The following is a 17,883-nucleotide window of genomic DNA, read 5'->3' as shown; positions in this document are numbered from 1 at the left end:
CTGATGCCGTTTGCGTTCACGCCACCCACACGCGCCCATATTCTTGGCCTCGTTCTGGGTGCTATCGGCGGCTTCACCTTTTATCTCCTCCACATGCCGCTGCCCTGGATGCTGGGCGCCATGGCCTTCACCACCGTGGCCGCCGTCTCGGGTGTGCGCATCTCGCTCATGCCGCGCGTGCGCATGATCTTTGTCTCGGTACTCGGCATCATGCTGGGCAGCCAGTTCTCGCCGGCAATCCTGGGTCACCTTCAGAACTGGATGATCAGCTTTCTCTGGCTCGGCCTTTATGTCGTGGTCGCGACCTGGGCGGTACGCTGGTACTATTTGCGCGTCGCCAAGTATGACCCGGTTACCGCGTATTTCGCGGCGGCACCCGGCGGCCTCTCCGAAATGATCCTGGCGGGTTCCGCCTTCGGCGGCGACGAGGCGCGCATCTCGCTGGCCCATGGCGCGCGCATCCTGGTCGCGGTCTTCGTGCTCTCTTTCGGCTATCGCTGGTTCGGCGGCTATGCCCCGCCCAGCGCCAATCCGCTGGCCAGCCAGGCCCCGCTGGAACTGATCGACATCTTCTGGCTGGCGCTTGCCGGAATTGCCGGCTATCTCGGCGCCCGGCTCATCCGCCTCCCCGCCCATGCGCTGGTCGGGCCGATGATCCTCAGCGCCGGCTTGCATCTTGCCGGCATCACCGCCTCGAAGCCGCCACAGGAATTGGTGACGCTCGCCCAGATCGTGATCGGCTCGATGATCGGCGCGCGCTTCACCGGGCTGGCCTTCGGCCTGGTTCTGCGCGGCATCCTGCTGGCAATCGGGGCCACCGCCCTTTTGCTGCTCCTGGCAGGCGCCTTCGGCTATGCGGTTGCCTGGAGCGCCGGCCTGCCCTTCGCCTCCACCATGCTCGCCTTCGCACCAGGCGGCCTTGCCGAGATGAGCCTCATAGCCTTGGCCCTCGGCATCGATTCCGCCTACGTCTCCAGCCACCATGTCGTGCGCATCTTCATGATCATCGTGGCGGCCCCGCTGGTCTTCCGCCTATTGGGCGGCCGACGCGGCAGTTAGGGCCATCGCCTTCAGGCGTTTGAGATCGGTCTTGCCCGTCCCCAGCACCGGCAATTCCTCGATGCGATAAAGATCCGCCGCCTTCGGGATCCAGATCTTCGGCATCTCGCTCTCATTGAGCTGCCGCCAGACCAGTGCCGGCTCCAGCGGTTCCTCGGCCACGTAGAAGCCGACCAGGCGTTCGCCCTTGGCGGCGTCGGGGATGCTGGTGACATTGGCACCGCTGATGCCGGGAATGCGCAGCAGCGCCTCCTCGACCTTGAGATGCGGCACCATCTCGCCGCCGATCTTGGAGAAGCGCGACAGGCGGTCGGTGATGCGGATGAAGCCATCGTCGTCGAGCACGGCGATGTCCCCCGTCACATACCAGCCATCGCGCAGGACATCGGCGGTCTTTTCCGGATTGTTGAGATAGCCCAGCATACGGGCAGGGCTCTTGAGCAGCAGCAATCCCTCCTCGCCCGGCGCCCGTTCCTCATAGCTGTCCGGGTCGACGATGCGCGCTGCGACACCGGGAATGGGATGTCCGACCGTGCCGGGCTTGTGGCCCACCTGCCGGTCGATCCCGTTGCCGTAGTTAGGGACATTGACCGCCACGACCGGCCCCATCTCGGTGGTGCCATAGCCTTCCAGCATATCGAGACCGTATTTCTCCTTGAACTGGGCGGCGAAATCCGGCCGCAGCTTCTCGGCCCCCACCACGACATAACGGAGGCTCGCAAAATCCTCCGCCGGGCAGATGCGGTAATAGGCCTGGCAGAAGGTCGGCGTCGAAATCATGATCGTCGCCCGGTACTTCTTCACCAGCCCGCCGATCGTCTTTCCGTCCAGCGGATTGGGGTGATAGACGGCCCCCAGCCCCACCACCAGCGGCAGACACAAGGTTCCCGTGAAGCCGAAAGAGTGGAAGAACGGCAGCACGCCGATGATGCGGTCGCTCTTCTGTGCCCAGAGAATTTGGGCCAGAGCCTCCAGATTCGAGACGACATTATGCTGCGAGAGCATAACGCCCTTGGGTTCGCCGGTTGAGCCTGAACTGAACATCACCGTGCAAAGATCGTCGATCTTCTGCCCGCGCGGCCCGGCGAGCAATGTCAGCATGCCGGTCGGCGTCAGCAAGGTCTTCACATACATGAGAAGACGCGTCGCCTTGCCGATCCCGCCCAGCAGATCCTCGGCATAGATCATGCCCGGCCGCTCTTCGAGCTTCGCCTTGGCGAGGAACGGCTTCGCGGTCACGATGGTCTTGATGCCACATTGACGGATGGCGGATTCCATCGCCTCCGCCCCGATGGTGAAGTTGAGATTGACCGGCACTTTGCCGGCCAGCATCAGCCCCATATTGACCAGCGCCGCTCCCACCGATCCCGGCAGCAGCACACCCACCATCTGCTCACCTGGCCGTTCGCGCTTGAACCAGTCGCTGAGGATTCGCGCCCCTGTCAGTGTCTCGCCGAAAGTCATTTCCCGACCGAGGGAATCGGCGAGCGCGAAACGGAACCAATTGGCCTTCGCCGTCTTGATGAAGCGGATCGCGACCAGATCGTCTTCCTTGCGCCGGTGGCGAAACGAATCGCCGCTCATTTCCAGGAGCTTCTGGCGCACGACAAAGGCCTTGGTGTCTGACGGCAACGGTTTCCCGAAGGTGATCGTCACGGGATAGAAAAAGCGGCTGGGCCATTTCCAGAAGAACTTGCCGTCCTTGAAGCTGAAGATCGAGCCCCAGACCTGGTCGAGATGGACCGGAATCACCGGCGCCTCGATGCCATCGCTGATCCGCTCGAAACCGCGCTTGAAGGGCAGCATGTTGCCGGTCCGCGTGATCGCGCCTTCCGCGAAGATGCAGACCACGTGGCCGCCTGCGAGTTCCGCACGAGCGCGGCGGATCGGCTCGGCCACCTTGCCGCCGCCGGTCGGGATCGCATGCATTCTTTTGAGGAATCCACCGAGGCCCGGGATCTGGAAGAACGGCGCATAGACCATGAAGCGCACGAAGCGCTGCACGCAGGCACCCACCAGCAACCCGTCGACGAAGGAAAGGTGATTGCAGACCAGCAGCGCCGGACCATTCAACGGCACATTCTCGGCACCGACGATGCGGATGCGATAGATCGAATGCGTGAGCGACCACAGCACGAAGCGCAGGAAGAAATCCGGCAGCAGGAAGAAGATATAGCCCGTCACCAGGAAACTGAGGATGCCGCCGGCGAAGATCACCTCGTCGGGCCGGAAAGCGAGCACGCTGCCGAACACGTAATTCGCCACCGCCGCCAGCAAAATGGCGATGAAATTGAGCACGTTGTTGGCGGCGATGATGCGGCCGCGCGATCCGGCCTCCGATTTCTGCTGCAGCATCGCGTTCAACGGCACCACGAAGAACCCGCCGAAGAAACCAAGCAGCCCGAAACAGAAGATGGCGCCGCCGGTGGTATCCGCCGTCACCAGGAACATGGCGCAGAGACCCATGCCGACCGAGCCGATCGGCACCAGGCCGAGCTCGACCTTGTGGCCGGAGAGGCGCCCCGCCGCCATGCTGCCGATGCCGATACCGATGGCGACCGCCGCCCACAATGTGCCCGTGGCCCCTTCGCCGAGGCCCAGAACCTGCGTGCCGTAGAGCGGGATCGAAATCTGCAGCAAGGCGCCCAGGAACCAGAACCAGGAAATGCCGAGAACCGTCAGGAAGAGTCGCCGGTTGCCGAAGAGTTCGGCCATGCCTTTGTCGATACCGGCCAGCGGATTGAGTTGGAAAGGCGCCTTCACCACCGGATGCGGCGTCCGGCCGATGCCGAAACTGGCCAGCGTGCCGATAACCGCGATGGCGAGCACGATGGCACCGAGCATCACCGGCTGGTTACCCATGGATTCAAAGAGCTGCCCGCCGGCCCAGGTGCCCAGGATAATGGCCAGGAACGTGCTCATCTCGATCAGCGCATTGCCGCGCGAGAGATCGTGATCCGGCAGCAATTCTGGCAGGCAGGCATATTTCGCCGGACTGAAGAAGGTCGATTGCAGGGCCATGAGGAACATGACCGCCATCATCAAATTGAGATTGCCGAGGACGAAGGCAACGAAGCCCAGCCCCATCGCCAATATCTCGAGACTCTTGGTGACGATCAGCACCGAGCGTTTCGGATAGCGGTCCGCCAATTGCCCCGCATAGCCGGAAAAGAGCAGATAGGGCAGAACGAACATCGCCGCGATCGCCGACAGATAGGTGGCGGCATCCAGACCGTCTTCCTGCTGCGCTGCCAGAGCGATCGCAAAGAAGCTGACCACGAACCGATAGATATTGTCGTTGAGCGCCCCCAGGAACTGGGTGACGAGCATCCAGCCGAAACCGGGGTCGAGGATCAATCGCCTGTAGGAGCGGTCGTTCATGCTGGTGCTTTCCCAAGTTGCCCCTCGATAAGGCGCTAAGGGGCAAAATCAAGGTCCAGCGCGGCCAAGTCAAGCCGAGCAACGCGAGACCCGTTCACAATCATCCTCGGGATCGCTAGAGTGACCCCATGATGACAGCCAGCCAGACCGCCAAGCAGATCATCCGCACCACCTGCCCGCGCGATTGTTACGACGCCTGCGGAATTGCCGTCGCCAAGGCCCCGGACGGCCGCATCAAGGTTCTGGGCGACCCCGACCATGCGGTAAGCCGCGGTGCCTTGTGCGGGAAATGCGCCATTGCCTATAACGGCGCCTATCTCGATCCCAAGGCGCGCCTCACCCAACCGCTGCGCCGCACCGGCCCCAAGGGCAGCGGGCAGTACGAGGCTGTCACCTGGGAAGTTGCGCTTGCCGCCATCGCGGAAAAGCTCCAGGCGATCGTGGCGGAAAGCGGCCCGGAAGCGATCTGGCACACCCATTATACCGGCACCTGCTCCGCCATCGCCGGCGGTTTCCCGCAGCGATTCTTCCACCGCCTGGGCGCCAGCGAAGTCGATCCCGACAGCATCTGCAACGCGGCCGGGCATGCCGCACTGGGCTATCTCATCGGCACGGGCAGCGACGGTTTCGACCCGCGCATGGCTAAAGACGCCGCCTGCATCCTGGTCTGGGGTGCCAACCCCTCAGCTTCCGCCCCGCACCGGCACAAATACTGGCTGAAGGAAACGCCGGCCAAGGTGATCGTGATCGACCCGGTCCGTCATGAAACTGCCATACAGGCGGATCTCCATCTGCAGCCCTTCCCCGGCAGCGATGCCGCCTTGGCCTACGGCCTGCTCCATGTGCTGGTGCGCGACAATCTCATCGATCAGGATTTCATCGACGCGCATGTGATCGGCTGGGACGAGATCGCCGAAACCACCGCCGCCGCGACACCGGCCCGCACGGCGGCGCTGACCGGCATCCCCGAAGCCGACATCATCGCAGCCGCGCGCCTCTATGGCAGCGGACCGGCTCTGCTCTGGCTCGGCCAGGGATTGCAGCGTCAACCCATGGGCGGCAACATCTTCCGCGCCATCGGCCTCCTTCCCGCCGCGACGGGGAATTTCGGTAAACCCGGTGCCGGGCTCCTCTTCCTCAATGGCGGCGCCCGGCGCGGCATCGACGGCGACTATCTCGAGGCACCGCATCTGCGGCAGAACGAGCGCCAGGTGGCGAGCCATATGGACCTGGTCGATCTGCTGAACGACCGCCAACGCGTGCAAGCACTCTTTACCTGGAACATCAACATCGCCGCCTCGAATCCGCGCCAGGCCGATCTCAAGAAAACGCTGCAAAGCGACGACCTCTTCCATGTCGCCATCGACCTGTTTCCGACCGACACCGTCGATCTCGCCGATTTCATCCTGCCGGCGGCCTCGTTCCTGGAATTCGACGATCTCGTTCTTTCCTATTTCGACCTCACCATCTCGGCGCAGGCGCAAGCCACGGACCCGATGGGCGATGCCCTGCCCAATCAGGAGATCTTCCGCCGCCTCGCCGCCGCCATGGGGTATAACGCGCCGGAATTATTCGAAGACGATGCCGTCATCCTCGACAATCTGGCGCGGCAGGTGGGTCAGGAGAGTTTTGCGGCCTTGAAAGAATCCGGCACGGTCGCGCGCTGGTCAAAGCCGGTCACACAATTCCCGGACCTCGTTTTCCCGACACCCTCCGGCAAGATCGAGATCGCCAGCGAGGCCGCAATCGAAGCAGGCTTGCCGCGCGTGCCGGTCGCCAATGTCGATGCGCATCCCGCCAAGGGTCTTCTGCGGCTTTTGTCCCCCGCTTCGAAATGGCTGATGAACAGCTCCTATCACAACGATCCGAAGATCGCTGCGAAGCTGGGCCCGGAACATCTTGTCCTTCACCCCGATGACGCTATGCAGCGCGGTATCGCGAACGGCGCGCAAATCCGCGTTTCGAATGCGACCGACAGCATCGAGATGATCGCCGAGATCGCCGACACAATCCCGCGCGGCGTGGCGCTTGCCGCCAAAAGCCGCTGGCCCAAGCTCCTCCCCGGCGGCAAAAGCATCAACGCCCTCAACCCCGGCACCAAGGCCGACATGGCCGAGAGTTCGAGCGTGCACGGGATCGAGGTGGAAGTGGTGCTGGCTTAGCCCCTCACCCGCTCCATCTTCGGGTCATAGAGCGGCTGCAGGCTGACCTTGGCCGGATAGCGTTCGCAGGCGATTTCCAGTTCGTAAGAGCCCGACAGCACATCCTCGGCGCTGACACCGTTCTGCGGATCGCGCACATAGCCGATGCCGATATTGGTGCCCAGCGTATAGCCATAGCCACCCGAGGCCAGCCAGCCGCATTGCTTGCCGTTGCGGAAAATCGTCTCGCGGCCCAGCAGCACGATCGAGGGATCATCGACCGTGAAGCAGGCCAGGAGCTTCGGCAGCTTTTTCTGTGCAAGCGTCGTCAGCGCCTCGCGGCCCAGGAACGGCGTGTTCTTTTTCAGCTTCACCGCCCAGCCCATCCCGGCTTCCAGCGGCGAATGATCCGGCGTGATGTCGGATGACCAGGCGCGATAGAATTTTTCCAGACGCAGGCTTTCGATGGCACGATAGCCGGCATTGGCGATGCCGTGGCTTTGCCCCGCGGCCCAGAGCGCGTCATAGACCGTGACCATCGCTTCGACCGGGATGTGGAGTTCCCAGCCCAATTCGCCGACATAGGTGACGCGCAGGGCCCGCACCATCGCCCCGCCGATCGCGATCTCCCTCGCCGTGCCGAACGGGAACGCCGCATTGGAGACATCGGCATCGGTGACGGCGGAGAGCACGTCGCGGGCCTTCGGTCCCATCAGCGAAAGAACGCCATAGGACGATGTCACATCGATCAGCCGCGCATCGAGATCCGCCGGAATATGCGCTGCGATCCAGTGGAAATCATGGGTCGCATAGCCGGTGCCGGTGACGATGTAATAGGCATCCTGCGCCACCCGCGTCACGGTAAGATCGCATTCTATGCCGCCGCGCTGGTTCAGCATCTGGGTATAGATGATCGCACCCGGCTTTTTCGCGACGTCATTGGCGGCGATCCAGGAAAGTGCCGCCTCGGCATCACGTCCGACCAGCATGAATTTCGCAAACGAGGTCTGGTCAATCAGCACGACGCGCTCGCGCGCGGCCTTGTGTTCGTTGCCGACATGCTCGAACCAGTTCTGGCGCTCGTACGAGTAAATATCCTTAGCTTCGACGCCTTTCGGGGCGAACCAGTTCGGCCGTTCCCAGCCCAGCTTCCAGCCGAAGACGGCGCCCTGTTCCTTGAGCTTGGCGTAAAGCGGCGAGACGCGCACGGGCCGCACGCTCTCCAATTCCTCATGGGGCCAGGCCATCGAATAATGATGCGCATAGGCTTCCAGCGTCCGCGTCAGCACCCAGTTGCGGTCGCGATGCACGCTGCCGAAACGACGGATATCGACCGGCCACAGATCCATCGGCGGCTCGCCACCCGCGACCCATTCCGCCAGCGCCCTGCCGGCACCGCCACCTGATGCAATGCCAAAGGCATTGAAGCCGGCGCCGACGAAGAAGTTCCGCACCTCCGGCGCCTCGCCCAGGATGAAATTGCCGTCCGGCGTGAAGCTTTCCGGACCGTTGATCATCTGCTTGACGCCGGCATTCTCCAAAGCGGGCACCCGGGCCAGGGCCTGCTCCATTAATTGCCCGAAATGATCCCAATCGTTCTCAAGCAGCTGGAAGGCGAAATTGCCGGGCAGCGCAAAACGATCCTTGCCCGGAAGCCAGGGAACCGGGTTGTGTTCGTAGCCACCCATGACGAGACCGCCCACCTCTTCCTTGAAATAGATGAGCCGGTCCGGATCGCGCAAAGTGGGCAGATTCTTCGGCACGCCGGCCATGGCTTCGGTGACGATGTATTGATGCTGCACCGATTGCAGCGGCACGTTGACACCGGCCAGCGCCCCGATCTCGCGCGCCCATTGTCCGCCGCAATTGACGATCACATCGGCGGCGATGCGGCCCTTATCCGTCATGACGGCAATGGCCCTGCCCTTCACCACCTCGATCCCGGTGACCGCTGTTTCCTCGACGATCTTGACACCCGCCAGCCTGGCACCCTTGGCCAGCGATTGCGCAATATCCGCCGGATTGGCCTGGCCGTCGGTCGGCAGGAAGGCAGCCCCCACCAGATCGCCGATATCCATGATCGGCCACAGATCCTGCGCTTCCTTGGGAGTGAGAAGGTGCATCTCCAGCCCGAAGGAATGCGCGGTCGTCGCCTGACGCTTGATCTCGGTCATGCGCGCGTTGTTGCAGGCGAGACGCAATCCGCCATTCATCTTCCAGCCGGTCGCCAGGCCGGTTTCCGCTTCCAGCTTGTTGTAGAGCTCGACCGAGTATTTCAGGAGCTGCGTGATATTGGCGCTGGTGCGCAATTGCCCCACCAGCCCGGCGGCATGCCAGGTCGAGCCGGAAGTGAGCTTGTGCCGCTCGAGGAGGACGACATCCTTCCAGCCGAGCTTGGCCAGGTGATAGGCGGTCGAGCAGCCAATAATGCCGCCGCCGATGATGATTGCCCGGGCCGAAGCCGGCAAAGTGCTCATACGCTACTCCTCACATCGCTTTGAAATCGCCGAGCGCGCGTTCGAACCGCGCCAGATTCTCGGCGGTATAGGCCTGATAGTCGAAATCGAGGGTGGAATGAATTTCCGAGATCATGCTCCACATCGTCTCGCGCAGGAGCGAGGCGCATTTCATGGCGTGGTAGCGCCGCAACAAGTCGTCCGAAGCAGGCGCCTCGAAATAGCTTTCCAGCAGATGCCGCTCGTCCGCCGTTGCCACCTCGTTGTTGGAACAGAGATTGGCAAGATCGAAGAGCGGCGAATTGAACCCCGCATAATCCCAATCGATCAGCCAGAGCCGCCGGCCGTCATCGATGAAATTTGTCGGCAGCAGATCGTTATGGCCATAGACGATCTCGACCGGCCCAACCGCCTTTTCCAGATCCGAGGCGATGCCGAGCAGACGCGGCAGGGCACCGAGATGCCGGCTCTTGCCGGCCTCCAGCGAATGGCCGTAATCGCGCAGCACATGGAAGACCCAGAAGATGAGCGCCGGCCCGGTTACATGCAGCGGCATCTCGCGGTGGCAGCGCTTGATGAGCGGCAGGATCCGCGCGAGCATGGCCGGCGCACGCACATCTTCCGCCGCCAGCGTCTTGCCTTCGATGAAGTCGAAGACCAGAGCACCCGCTTCCGCATGCACCACAGCGGGCGACAATCCACAATCGGCGGCGGCGCGGCTTGCCGCCAATTCATTGAACCGCATCACGCCATGGACCGGGATATCGTCGCCAATGCGCACGAAATAGCGCCGGCCGCGATCCGTCACCCGGAAATTGGCGTTGGTGATGCCGCCTTTGATGATTTCGGGTTCGACCGGGCCTGACCAGCAGGTCAGGCTGCGCACCCGCGCCATCGCCTCACGCATGAACCCGCCGCCGCCTCCCATTGATGGCATCCGCTTCCGGACATCCATTCGCCATCAAACGCGGCAAAAGTCAACATTCAAGGCACAATTCATGTTGATTTGATGTTGTATTGGCGGTGGGGCGCTTAAAGCGCCCGCACCCCGTCCAGGAATCCCTTCACCAGATGATCCAGTTGAGCCGATTGACGGGCAAGCTCGCCGGCCGATTCCCGCACCGTTGTCGCGGCTTCCGTGCTGGCCCGGGCGGCATCGCTGACCACCGAGATGTTCTGGGTCACCTCCTCGGTTCCCTTGGCCGCCTCCTCGACATTGCGGGCGATCTCCTTGGTGGCGGCGCTCTGCTCCTCGACCGCCGCGGCGATGGTTGCGGCGATTTCGTGGCTGCGCTTGATCGTGCTGGAGATTTGCTGGATGGCGGTAACCGCTGTTCCGGTCGAGCTTTGCACATCGCCGATCTGCTGCCCGATCTCTTCGGTGGCACGGCCCGTCTGCTGGGCGAGGTTCTTCACTTCCGAGGCGACGACGGCAAAGCCGCGCCCCGCCTCGCCCGCCCGTGCCGCCTCGATGGTGGCGTTGAGGGCCAGGAGATTGGTCTGGTTGGCGATGTCCTGGATCAGGGTCACCACCTGACCGATGCGGTCGGCGGCACTGGCGAGCCCGGTCACCACCTGGCTGGTGCGCTCGGCCTCGCCCACCGCCTCCTCCGCCACCCGGGTCGACATGGTGACTTGATTGCCGATCTCGCCGATCGAGGCGTTGAGTTCCTCGGTCGCCGCCGCCACCGTCTGCACATTGGTCGACGCCTCCATGGCGCCGGAGGAGACGGCCTGCGCGCCGCTTGCGACCGATTGCGCCGATTCCGCCATCTTGTGCGCGGTCGTTTCCATCGCCAGGACCGCCGCGTTGACGGTGGCCAACGCCGCCGCCACCTCCTGGTCGAAGCTTCGTGTGAGCGCCAGCATGCGCTCGCTCCGTTCCAGCTGCTGGCGCTGCGCCGCCGCCTGCGCCGCCGCCAGGCGCTGTGATTCCAGCATCGCGTTCTTGAACACTTCGACACTTTTGGCCATCTGCCCGATCTCGTTGCTGTAATCGGTGGCGGGAATGGCCGTCTCCTGATTGCCGCCGGACAAGGCATGCATCGCGCCGGTCATGGCCCCGATCGGGCGCGAGATGCGCCCCCCGATATAGAAGGCGACCAAAGCCGAGATGATCGCCGTCACCACAATCGCGATCATGATCCAGCGTTCCGTCACGGCGCCGAGTTCCACCGCGGCCGCGTTGGCCGCCTTGAAATCCGCGTCGATGCGCTCGATCATGGCGGTGACGATCGGATCAACTTTGGCGAAGGCTTCCGAGAGCAGCTTTTCGTCCCCGATCAGTTTCAGACGCAATTCGGCCACACGCAGGAAGTCGACGGCATAGCCTTCCATCAATTTCGCGATGGCATCGCGGTCGGCGGGCATGAGACCAGCCGCGGTGAGATCCGCCTGGAACGAAGCCGCTGTCTTGGCATGACGCTCGACATAAGCGGGGTCGAGGCGCAGCAGAAAATCCTTCTCCGCGCGGCGCAGCATCAGCATCGTGATGGTGAGCTTGTCGAGGGCGAGGGCTTTCAGCTTCTCTTCGACGTCGTGCACCGATTTGCGCAATTTCCCGCGCAGGCCGAGCTCGTCAGTGAGGCCGATCTCGCTCCAATCCGCCGCCAGCGCCACGAAGGCATTCTGATATTCGCCGATCCCCGCGCGGATTGCTTCGATGTCGGATGTGAAAGAACCTCCCTGGTCCGCTGCCTCGAGCCGCGCCAGATTCTCGCCGATGGCCGTCATCACGGTGCCATGATCGGCCACATATTTCTCATCGAGGCGCAGCAGGAAATCCTTCTCGCGCCGCCGGGCGTTGAGGAATTCGTAGCGCAGGGCCTGCGCCGTCACGTAGATGTCGGTCGCCCTGTTGGCGCGATCCTGTTCGCGGCCGCGCGCGCCATCAACCGTCAGATAGACGATCAGGATGGCGGCGAAGCCCACGAACGCCATCAAACTTACGAGCTGGATCTGCCAGGAAATCCTGAGCGTCTTGAACAGGCCGGACATCCGGTACCTCCGTCACCAAAGGTTGCGCCGAGAAAACGCACGCCGGGAGATGGGCGCGCGGAAACGCCGATACCTCAGTATTTGTCGAAAATATTACGCTCTCGTTAGCGCAATCGGGTCCGAATTCCGGTATCCGTTAATGCGGCATCAATGAATGCCTATCCCGCCGGCCGGAATAAGCGCGCGTTCCTAGACTCGCTGATGCAGGCGGCGCGGCGCCGCCGATGCGATCTCCGCCAGGGCCACCAGCAGATCTTCCCGCGACCGGATGCGCGCCGCATCGAGTTCGGGATGCAGGGCCGATAATTGGGCAATCAGGCGCGGCAGATAAGGCGGCTCCAGAAAGGCCGCGATAAAGGCAGCGTGATCTTGCCCGATCGTTTCCGTGGGACCCTGCGCCACCACCTGTCCGGCACGCAGCAGCACGATGTCATCGGCGAAGGCATAGGCAAGATCGGCATCATGGGTGGAGAAGATGATCTGCACCCCGCGCGCGCTCAACCGGGTCAAGGCATTGAGCAGATGCTGCGTTGCCAGCGGATCCAGCCCGGCGGTGGGTTCGTCGAGCACCAGAATTTCAGGATGCATCGCCAGCGCCCCGGCGATCGCCACCCGCTTCCTCTGTCCGAAGCTCAGCGCATGGGTGGCCCGTTCGGCAAGATCGGCGATATCCATGTCGGCCAGCGCCGCCGTGACCCGAGCCTCGACCTCCGCCAGGGGTAGACGCAGATTCATCGGACCGAAGGAAACGTCCTCGGCCACCGTCGCGGCGAAGAGCTGGTCGTCCGGATCCTGCAGCACGAAGGCCACGCGCTGCCGCCAAGCCCGCAGGCTCGCCGCGTCATAGCCGGCGGGCGCATCGTCGATACGCAGCATGCCCCGGCTCGGCCGCAGGCTGCCGTTGAGATGCAGCAGCATGGTGGTCTTGCCGGCACCGTTGCTGCCCAGCAGCGCGATGCGGCGTGCACCCAGAGACAGCGAGATACCGTCCAGCGCAATCCCGTCATCGGCATAGCGATAGCCGACTTCGTGAAAGGAGAGGATCATGACGTCACCGGCAGCGCCAAAGTCAGCAACATCAGCAGCGCCAGAACGCCGCCAACACCGGCCATCCGGCGCGCCGACAGGGCTTCGCCCACGCGCAGGAAGGCGAGGCGCCCGTCGAAATTCCGCGCCGCCAGGCCCAGTTCGATCCGCTGCGACCGGTCGAGCAGCCGCGGAAACAGCGTCGCCGCCGCAATGCCGAGCGAGCGCAAGGTGCCGCGATAGCCGGCAAAGCCCAGACGCGCGCGCTGTGCCGCGAGGCTCCGTTCCATGATCTCCGCGGTGATCCAGATCTGCCGATAGATCATCAGCGCCAGATCAGAGAGAAAGGCCGGCAACCCGATCCGCCCGGCAAAGGCCAGCAAATCGGTGACGGGGGTCGTCGTGGCAAGGCCGATGAGACAGGTCAGCGTCGCCAAAGCCCGCAGAGCGAGCGGCCAGATCGTCTCCCAGGCATTGGGCGCCAGACCGAGATGCCAGCCATCGCTCCAATCCAGCGATATAGCCATGGCGCCAAGGCTGGTCAGCAGGAAACCGGCCGGGACTGCGATGAGCCCCGCGAAGACGCGCCACTTCACCCGCGCCAGCAACAACGTCGCCCCCAGAGCCATGGTCGCGGCCAGAGCCGCCGCCACCGGCAGATGCGCCCTTGGCGCCACCATCACCAGGATGAGAGCGCCGAGATAGAGCACCATCTTTTCCAGCGGATGATGCCGCGACCAGCGATTGCCGCGGGCCACGATGTCGATCGTGCGGATCACCTCCGGCGATCAGGCGGATTTGCGGCCGTGGCGGCGGCCCAGAACATAGCCCAGGATGCCGGCCCCGATCGCCGCCTGCAGGGCGAACAGCGCACTTTCGATCTCGGCCGAGGGCGGTTCCCAGAGCGGCGCCGCCCAGGGTTCGTAAGTCGGGTGCAGTTCCTGGATGATTCCTTCAGCCTGCCCGTCGGCACCGCCGAATTCGGCGCTGCCGTCGCTGAACATGAACAGCGGCAGGATCGAGATCGCAACCGCCAGCGCAATGAGGATGAGATTCTGCCTGGTCATCAGAGGGCACTCCGCGAGAGATTCTGGAGATTGGCGTTCTTGTTGACACCACGCTGCAGCAGCAGATTGACGACGACGACGGTGAGCAGCGCTTCCGTGATGGCCAGCGGCACCTGCGTCACGGCGAAGATGCCGAGAAACTTGGTGGCTGCCCCGGCCATGCCGCTGGCCGGATCCGGAAAGGCCAGGGCAAGCTGCAGCGAGGTCACCACATAGGTACCGAGATCCGCAACGAAAGCCGCCAGGAAGACACCCACGCCGATGCCCGCCCCCAGCGCCTTGGCGCCCTTAAAGACGGCATAAGCGATCCAGGGGCCGGCGATGCCCATCGAGAAGATGTTGGCACCCAGCGTGGTCAACCCGCCATGGGCCAGCAGCAGGGATTGGAACAGCAGCACGATGGCGCTGAGAATGGCCACCACCGACGGCCCGAACAATACCGTGCCGAGACCAGCGCCGGTGGGATGCGAACAGCTTCCCGTGACCGAGGGCAGTTTCAGTGCCGACAGGACGAACAGATAGGCGCCGGAAACCGCCAGGATCGGCCGCGCCTCCGGTTGTTCGCGCAGAATTTTCCGAATTTTATAAGCGCCATGCGCCAGGAACGGCGCGCTGGCGAGACCCCAACCGATGCTGTGCTGCACCGGCAGGAAACCTTCCATGATATGCATGAAATCCACTCCCCGAGAGAACACGCTGCAAAAAACGCGCTGACGGGAATGGCGGTGACGCCGGCAACAGCCGCCGATCTCCGCAATCCGGTGAAGATACTCCCCGTATTCTTCCCGCTTCGCTACGCCGGTGGCAGGTCTCCTGGCTCACGGCTCGACGGTTCCGGACGGCCTTCCCGGCTTTCCTTGGAAAGCCAGTGGCAATGCGCCTGGAACCTTGCCGCTTACAGTTGCGGGGGCAGCCACGGTATAGGCCCCTATCTGGGTCGTCCGCACCGTGTTCCCTATTAATCCCCTGGACTTCATCCGTCGGGGAACCACCGAGGGATCGTCTAGCAGATCGCCCCGGGCGGCACAAGCGGCGGCGCTATCAGCCGAATTTCAGCATCAACGCGACGAGGCGCGGCATCATCATCGGCCGCAGCAGGCGCGGGTCATAGCCCGCCATGCGGCGATCGTTTTCAGCGAGGCACAGCTCGAAGAATTTGCGCTTCGAAAAGCCCTTGGCGACGGAATTGGCGCCGGCCGTGAGGAAATTGGACTTCACCTTCCCGCGCTTGCGTTTCGTTTCGACCGCCATGCCGATCCGGTTGGCGAATTGCTCGGCGATCGCCACCAGGCATTTGAGATCGAACCACAAACGCGGCAGCAGGCCGAGCTGCGCCCGGCGATAGGCGACATAGTTCACGAAGAACATGATGTGCCGCGCCTCTTCCTGGATGACCGGCTCGAAGGTCTCGACCAGAGCCGGCGGGAAAAAGCCCGAAGACCGCGCCATGTCGAAAAGGCCGAAGGCGAAGAATGAATTGATGCACTCGCCGAACCCCGTGCGCAGGAAGCCGAATTCCGGTTCCTTGGGCGGCAGATAGACCGGCTCTGGCCCCAGCTCGATCCGGTAGAAGGTCAGCATGTTGTGGAGCACTTCCTTGTGCCGCCTTTCCTCGGCGGCGTTCAGGGAAAGCGCCTCCGCGATCTGCTTGTCGGCGAGACGGTCCGCCTGCCATTGCATGCGCAGGCTGGCGCGCCCTTCGATGGCGACGGCGGTGTCCCAGAACGGCAGCGCCGCCAGCCGCGCCAGTTCCTCGACGGAAAGTTTCGGCCAGGGAATGACCGCCGGCTTATAGGGATTGTAGGTGTCCGTCAGCAGGCGGCAGAAGGCATCGCGATGCGCCGCCGACCCCGGCACGAGCGGCGCGCGGTCCGGATAGGTCCAGTTGTAATAGGGCGTCGGATCGTATTGCGCCATATCGAGCATGCTGACCAACTCCGCTGAGATTCAGTGTGTTGATTCGTGGCACGCTCGCCCCGCGCGCCTGTCCGGGGCGGGTGTATGGCATGAGGAAGCGACGCTCGCAAGCCGCTAACCTCATAAAACGACAGGAAATTTGCCTAACTGCGACAATCTGGCGCGATTTTGTCAGGATTCAGACAGGTTTCTTTCCCAGCGAGAGCAGCGCGTCGATCGTGGTCGGCACGTATCGCTCGCCATAGCCCATGCCACTGGCCAGGCAATAAAGCTGGTGCGCCCCGGTGGCAGCCGGCGATGGCAGCGACAGGCCTTCCACCAATTGCAGGTAATAGCGCAGGTCTTTCTGCGCATTGGTGATGGCGAATTGCGCCTGGCTCTTGTCGCCATCGATGAAATAGCTGGAGAGGCGCTGGAACATGACGCTGTTGGCCCCGCCCGCGGTCACGATCTCGCGCAGGGCTTTGAGATCGACCCCCGCTTTCTGCGCCGTCGCCAGGGCTTCCGCCGTGACCGCCGCGGCACTCAATGCCAGCAGATTGTTGATGAGCTTCACCTTGTGCGCGGCCCCCACCGGGCCGCAATAGACGATCGTGTCGGCAAAGGCCTCGATCACCGGGCGGATGCGCGTGAGGATCGCCGCATCGCCGCCGGTCATGACGCCGAGCTTGCCCGCCTCGGCCTCGTTCGGCGTGCGGGTGAGTGGCGTGTCGACGAAATGCCCACCCTTGGCCATCGTCTCGGCGGCGAGCGCCTCGGTCGATTGCGGCTGCGCCGTCGTGCAATCGGCGATGATCGTGCCGGGCTTCAGGCCGGCAAGGACGCCATCGGCACGACGCATGATGTCCTCAAGCTGCGCCGAATTGCCGACACAGGTGATGACCAAATCGACGGCGGCCGCCAAGTCTTTCGGGCTTTTCGCTTCCGTCGCCCCGCGGCCGATGAGGTCGTCGACCGGCTTGCGGTTGCGATTGGCAAGGACCGTCAGCTTGAACCCTTTCAAGAGGATGTTCTTGCCGATGCCGTGCCCCATCAGGCCGACGCCGATCAGGCCCACTTTTTCGATTGCCGCCATAATATCCTCCTGACTGATACCGTTCCGATCAGATCGTCATGCCGCCATCGATGACGAATTCCGTGCCCGAGACAAAAGCCGATTCATCCGAGGCGAGATAGAGACACATATCCGCGATTTCCTCCGGGCGGCCGAGGCGCCCCATCGGCTGCCTTGCGATGAAGGCCTTGCGCGCGGCTTGCGCATCCGGATTGGCATTGATGCGGTCATCCAGCGACGGCGTCTGCACGGTCCCCGGACAGACGGCGTTGCAACGGATGCCCTGGCCGACGAAATCTGCGGCCACCGCCTTGGTGAGCCCCATGAGGCCCGCCTTGGTCGTGCCGTAGATGAAGCGGTTCGGGACACCTTTGATCGTCGAGGCAACCGAGGCGATGTTGATGATCGAGCCACCGCCATTGGCCACCATGGCCGGCAGGAACGCCCTGATCATGCGATAGGCGCCGCGCATGTTGAGCGTCACGGCGAAATCGAAATCCTCCTCGCTGCATTCCAGGATCGTGCCGGCATGCACCACGCCGGCACAGTTCAGCAGCACGTCGATTTTACCAATCTCGGCCGCCGCCTTCTTGATGTCCTCGGCATCCATGACGTCGAGGCGCCGCGTCGTGACGCCCGCCGGGAAATCGCCCATCTTCGCCATATTGATGTCGGTGGCGATGACACGGGCGCCCTCTGCCGCGAATCGCAACGCGCTGGCGCGCCCGATCCCCTGCGCCGCCGCCGTCACCAATGCCGTCTTGCCGGCCAGTCTGTTCGTCATC

13 protein-coding genes and 1 riboswitch are annotated in these 17,883 nt (G+C 63.4%); of the genes, 2 read left to right on the top strand and 11 right to left on the bottom strand.

Annotated elements, in window-relative coordinates; all coding sequences use genetic code 11:
- The first annotated feature begins 3 nt into the window (after positions 1 to 3).
- Complete coding sequence (locus tag ACE3PR_RS14745; protein WP_374373345.1) at positions 4 to 1,059, top strand: AbrB family transcriptional regulator; 1,056 nt, start codon at positions 4 to 6, stop codon at positions 1,057 to 1,059.
- Here ACE3PR_RS14745 and ACE3PR_RS14740 read toward each other — a convergent pair.
- The gene (locus ACE3PR_RS14740; protein ID WP_374373343.1) at positions 1,033 to 4,440 is read right to left on the bottom strand and encodes an acyl-[ACP]--phospholipid O-acyltransferase; all 3,408 of its coding nucleotides are present in this window, start codon (positions 4,438 to 4,440) and stop codon (positions 1,033 to 1,035) included. The two genes, ACE3PR_RS14745 and ACE3PR_RS14740, sit on opposite strands and share 27 nt — an antisense overlap.
- 128 nt (positions 4,441 to 4,568) lie before the next feature.
- Between ACE3PR_RS14740 and ACE3PR_RS14735 the strand changes: the two genes are divergently transcribed.
- Positions 4,569 to 6,602, top strand: coding sequence for a molybdopterin-dependent oxidoreductase (locus tag ACE3PR_RS14735; protein WP_374373340.1), 2,034 nt, complete (start codon positions 4,569 to 4,571; stop codon positions 6,600 to 6,602).
- Here ACE3PR_RS14735 and ACE3PR_RS14730 read toward each other — a convergent pair.
- The 10 genes from ACE3PR_RS14730 to ACE3PR_RS14685 form a co-directional block, all read right to left on the bottom strand.
- Positions 6,599 to 9,058 (bottom strand): FAD-dependent oxidoreductase, encoded by a 2,460-nt coding sequence (locus ACE3PR_RS14730; RefSeq protein ID WP_374373338.1) that lies wholly within the window; start codon positions 9,056 to 9,058, stop codon positions 6,599 to 6,601. The genes ACE3PR_RS14735 and ACE3PR_RS14730 overlap by 4 nt on opposite strands.
- Before the next feature lie 10 nt (positions 9,059 to 9,068).
- Positions 9,069 to 9,944, bottom strand: coding sequence for a phosphotransferase (locus ACE3PR_RS14725; RefSeq protein ID WP_374373336.1), 876 nt, complete (start codon positions 9,942 to 9,944; stop codon positions 9,069 to 9,071).
- 125 nt (positions 9,945 to 10,069) lie between these two features.
- Positions 10,070 to 12,034, bottom strand: coding sequence for a methyl-accepting chemotaxis protein (locus ACE3PR_RS14720; protein ID WP_374373334.1), 1,965 nt, complete (start codon positions 12,032 to 12,034; stop codon positions 10,070 to 10,072).
- Between the two features lie 189 nt (positions 12,035 to 12,223).
- Positions 12,224 to 13,081, bottom strand: coding sequence for an energy-coupling factor ABC transporter ATP-binding protein (locus ACE3PR_RS14715; RefSeq protein WP_374373332.1), 858 nt, complete (start codon positions 13,079 to 13,081; stop codon positions 12,224 to 12,226).
- Positions 13,078 to 13,839, bottom strand: a complete 762-nt coding sequence (gene cbiQ, locus ACE3PR_RS14710; protein ID WP_374373329.1) for a cobalt ECF transporter T component CbiQ — start codon at positions 13,837 to 13,839, stop codon at positions 13,078 to 13,080. Before cbiQ ends, ACE3PR_RS14715 begins: the two co-directional genes overlap by 4 nt.
- A 9-nt stretch (positions 13,840 to 13,848) precedes the next feature.
- The gene (locus ACE3PR_RS14705; RefSeq protein ID WP_374373327.1) at positions 13,849 to 14,127 is read right to left on the bottom strand and encodes an energy-coupling factor ABC transporter substrate-binding protein; all 279 of its coding nucleotides are present in this window, start codon (positions 14,125 to 14,127) and stop codon (positions 13,849 to 13,851) included.
- Positions 14,127 to 14,798, bottom strand: a complete 672-nt coding sequence (locus ACE3PR_RS14700) for an energy-coupling factor ABC transporter permease (RefSeq protein ID WP_374373325.1) — start codon at positions 14,796 to 14,798, stop codon at positions 14,127 to 14,129. The genes ACE3PR_RS14705 and ACE3PR_RS14700 overlap by 1 nt, the downstream gene beginning before the upstream one ends.
- A gap of 114 nt (positions 14,799 to 14,912) precedes the next feature.
- Positions 14,913 to 15,135, bottom strand: a riboswitch (cobalamin riboswitch).
- Positions 15,136 to 15,168: 33 nt separating this feature from the next.
- Positions 15,169 to 16,053 (bottom strand): ferritin-like domain-containing protein, encoded by an 885-nt coding sequence (locus ACE3PR_RS14695; RefSeq protein WP_374373323.1) that lies wholly within the window; start codon positions 16,051 to 16,053, stop codon positions 15,169 to 15,171.
- Between the two features lie 169 nt (positions 16,054 to 16,222).
- Positions 16,223 to 17,119, bottom strand: coding sequence for an NAD(P)-dependent oxidoreductase (locus tag ACE3PR_RS14690; RefSeq protein WP_374373321.1), 897 nt, complete (start codon positions 17,117 to 17,119; stop codon positions 16,223 to 16,225).
- Positions 17,120 to 17,147: 28 nt separating this feature from the next.
- The gene (locus ACE3PR_RS14685) at positions 17,148 to 17,882 is read right to left on the bottom strand and encodes an SDR family oxidoreductase (protein ID WP_374373319.1); all 735 of its coding nucleotides are present in this window, start codon (positions 17,880 to 17,882) and stop codon (positions 17,148 to 17,150) included.
- Position 17,883 lies beyond the last annotated feature (1 nt).

Origin of the sequence: Dongia sp., assembly GCF_041909655.1 — a bacterium.
In the GTDB taxonomy this organism is placed as follows: Bacteria; Pseudomonadota; Alphaproteobacteria; order Dongiales; family Dongiaceae; genus Dongia.
This window is presented reverse-complemented; position numbering and strand designations above follow the sequence as displayed.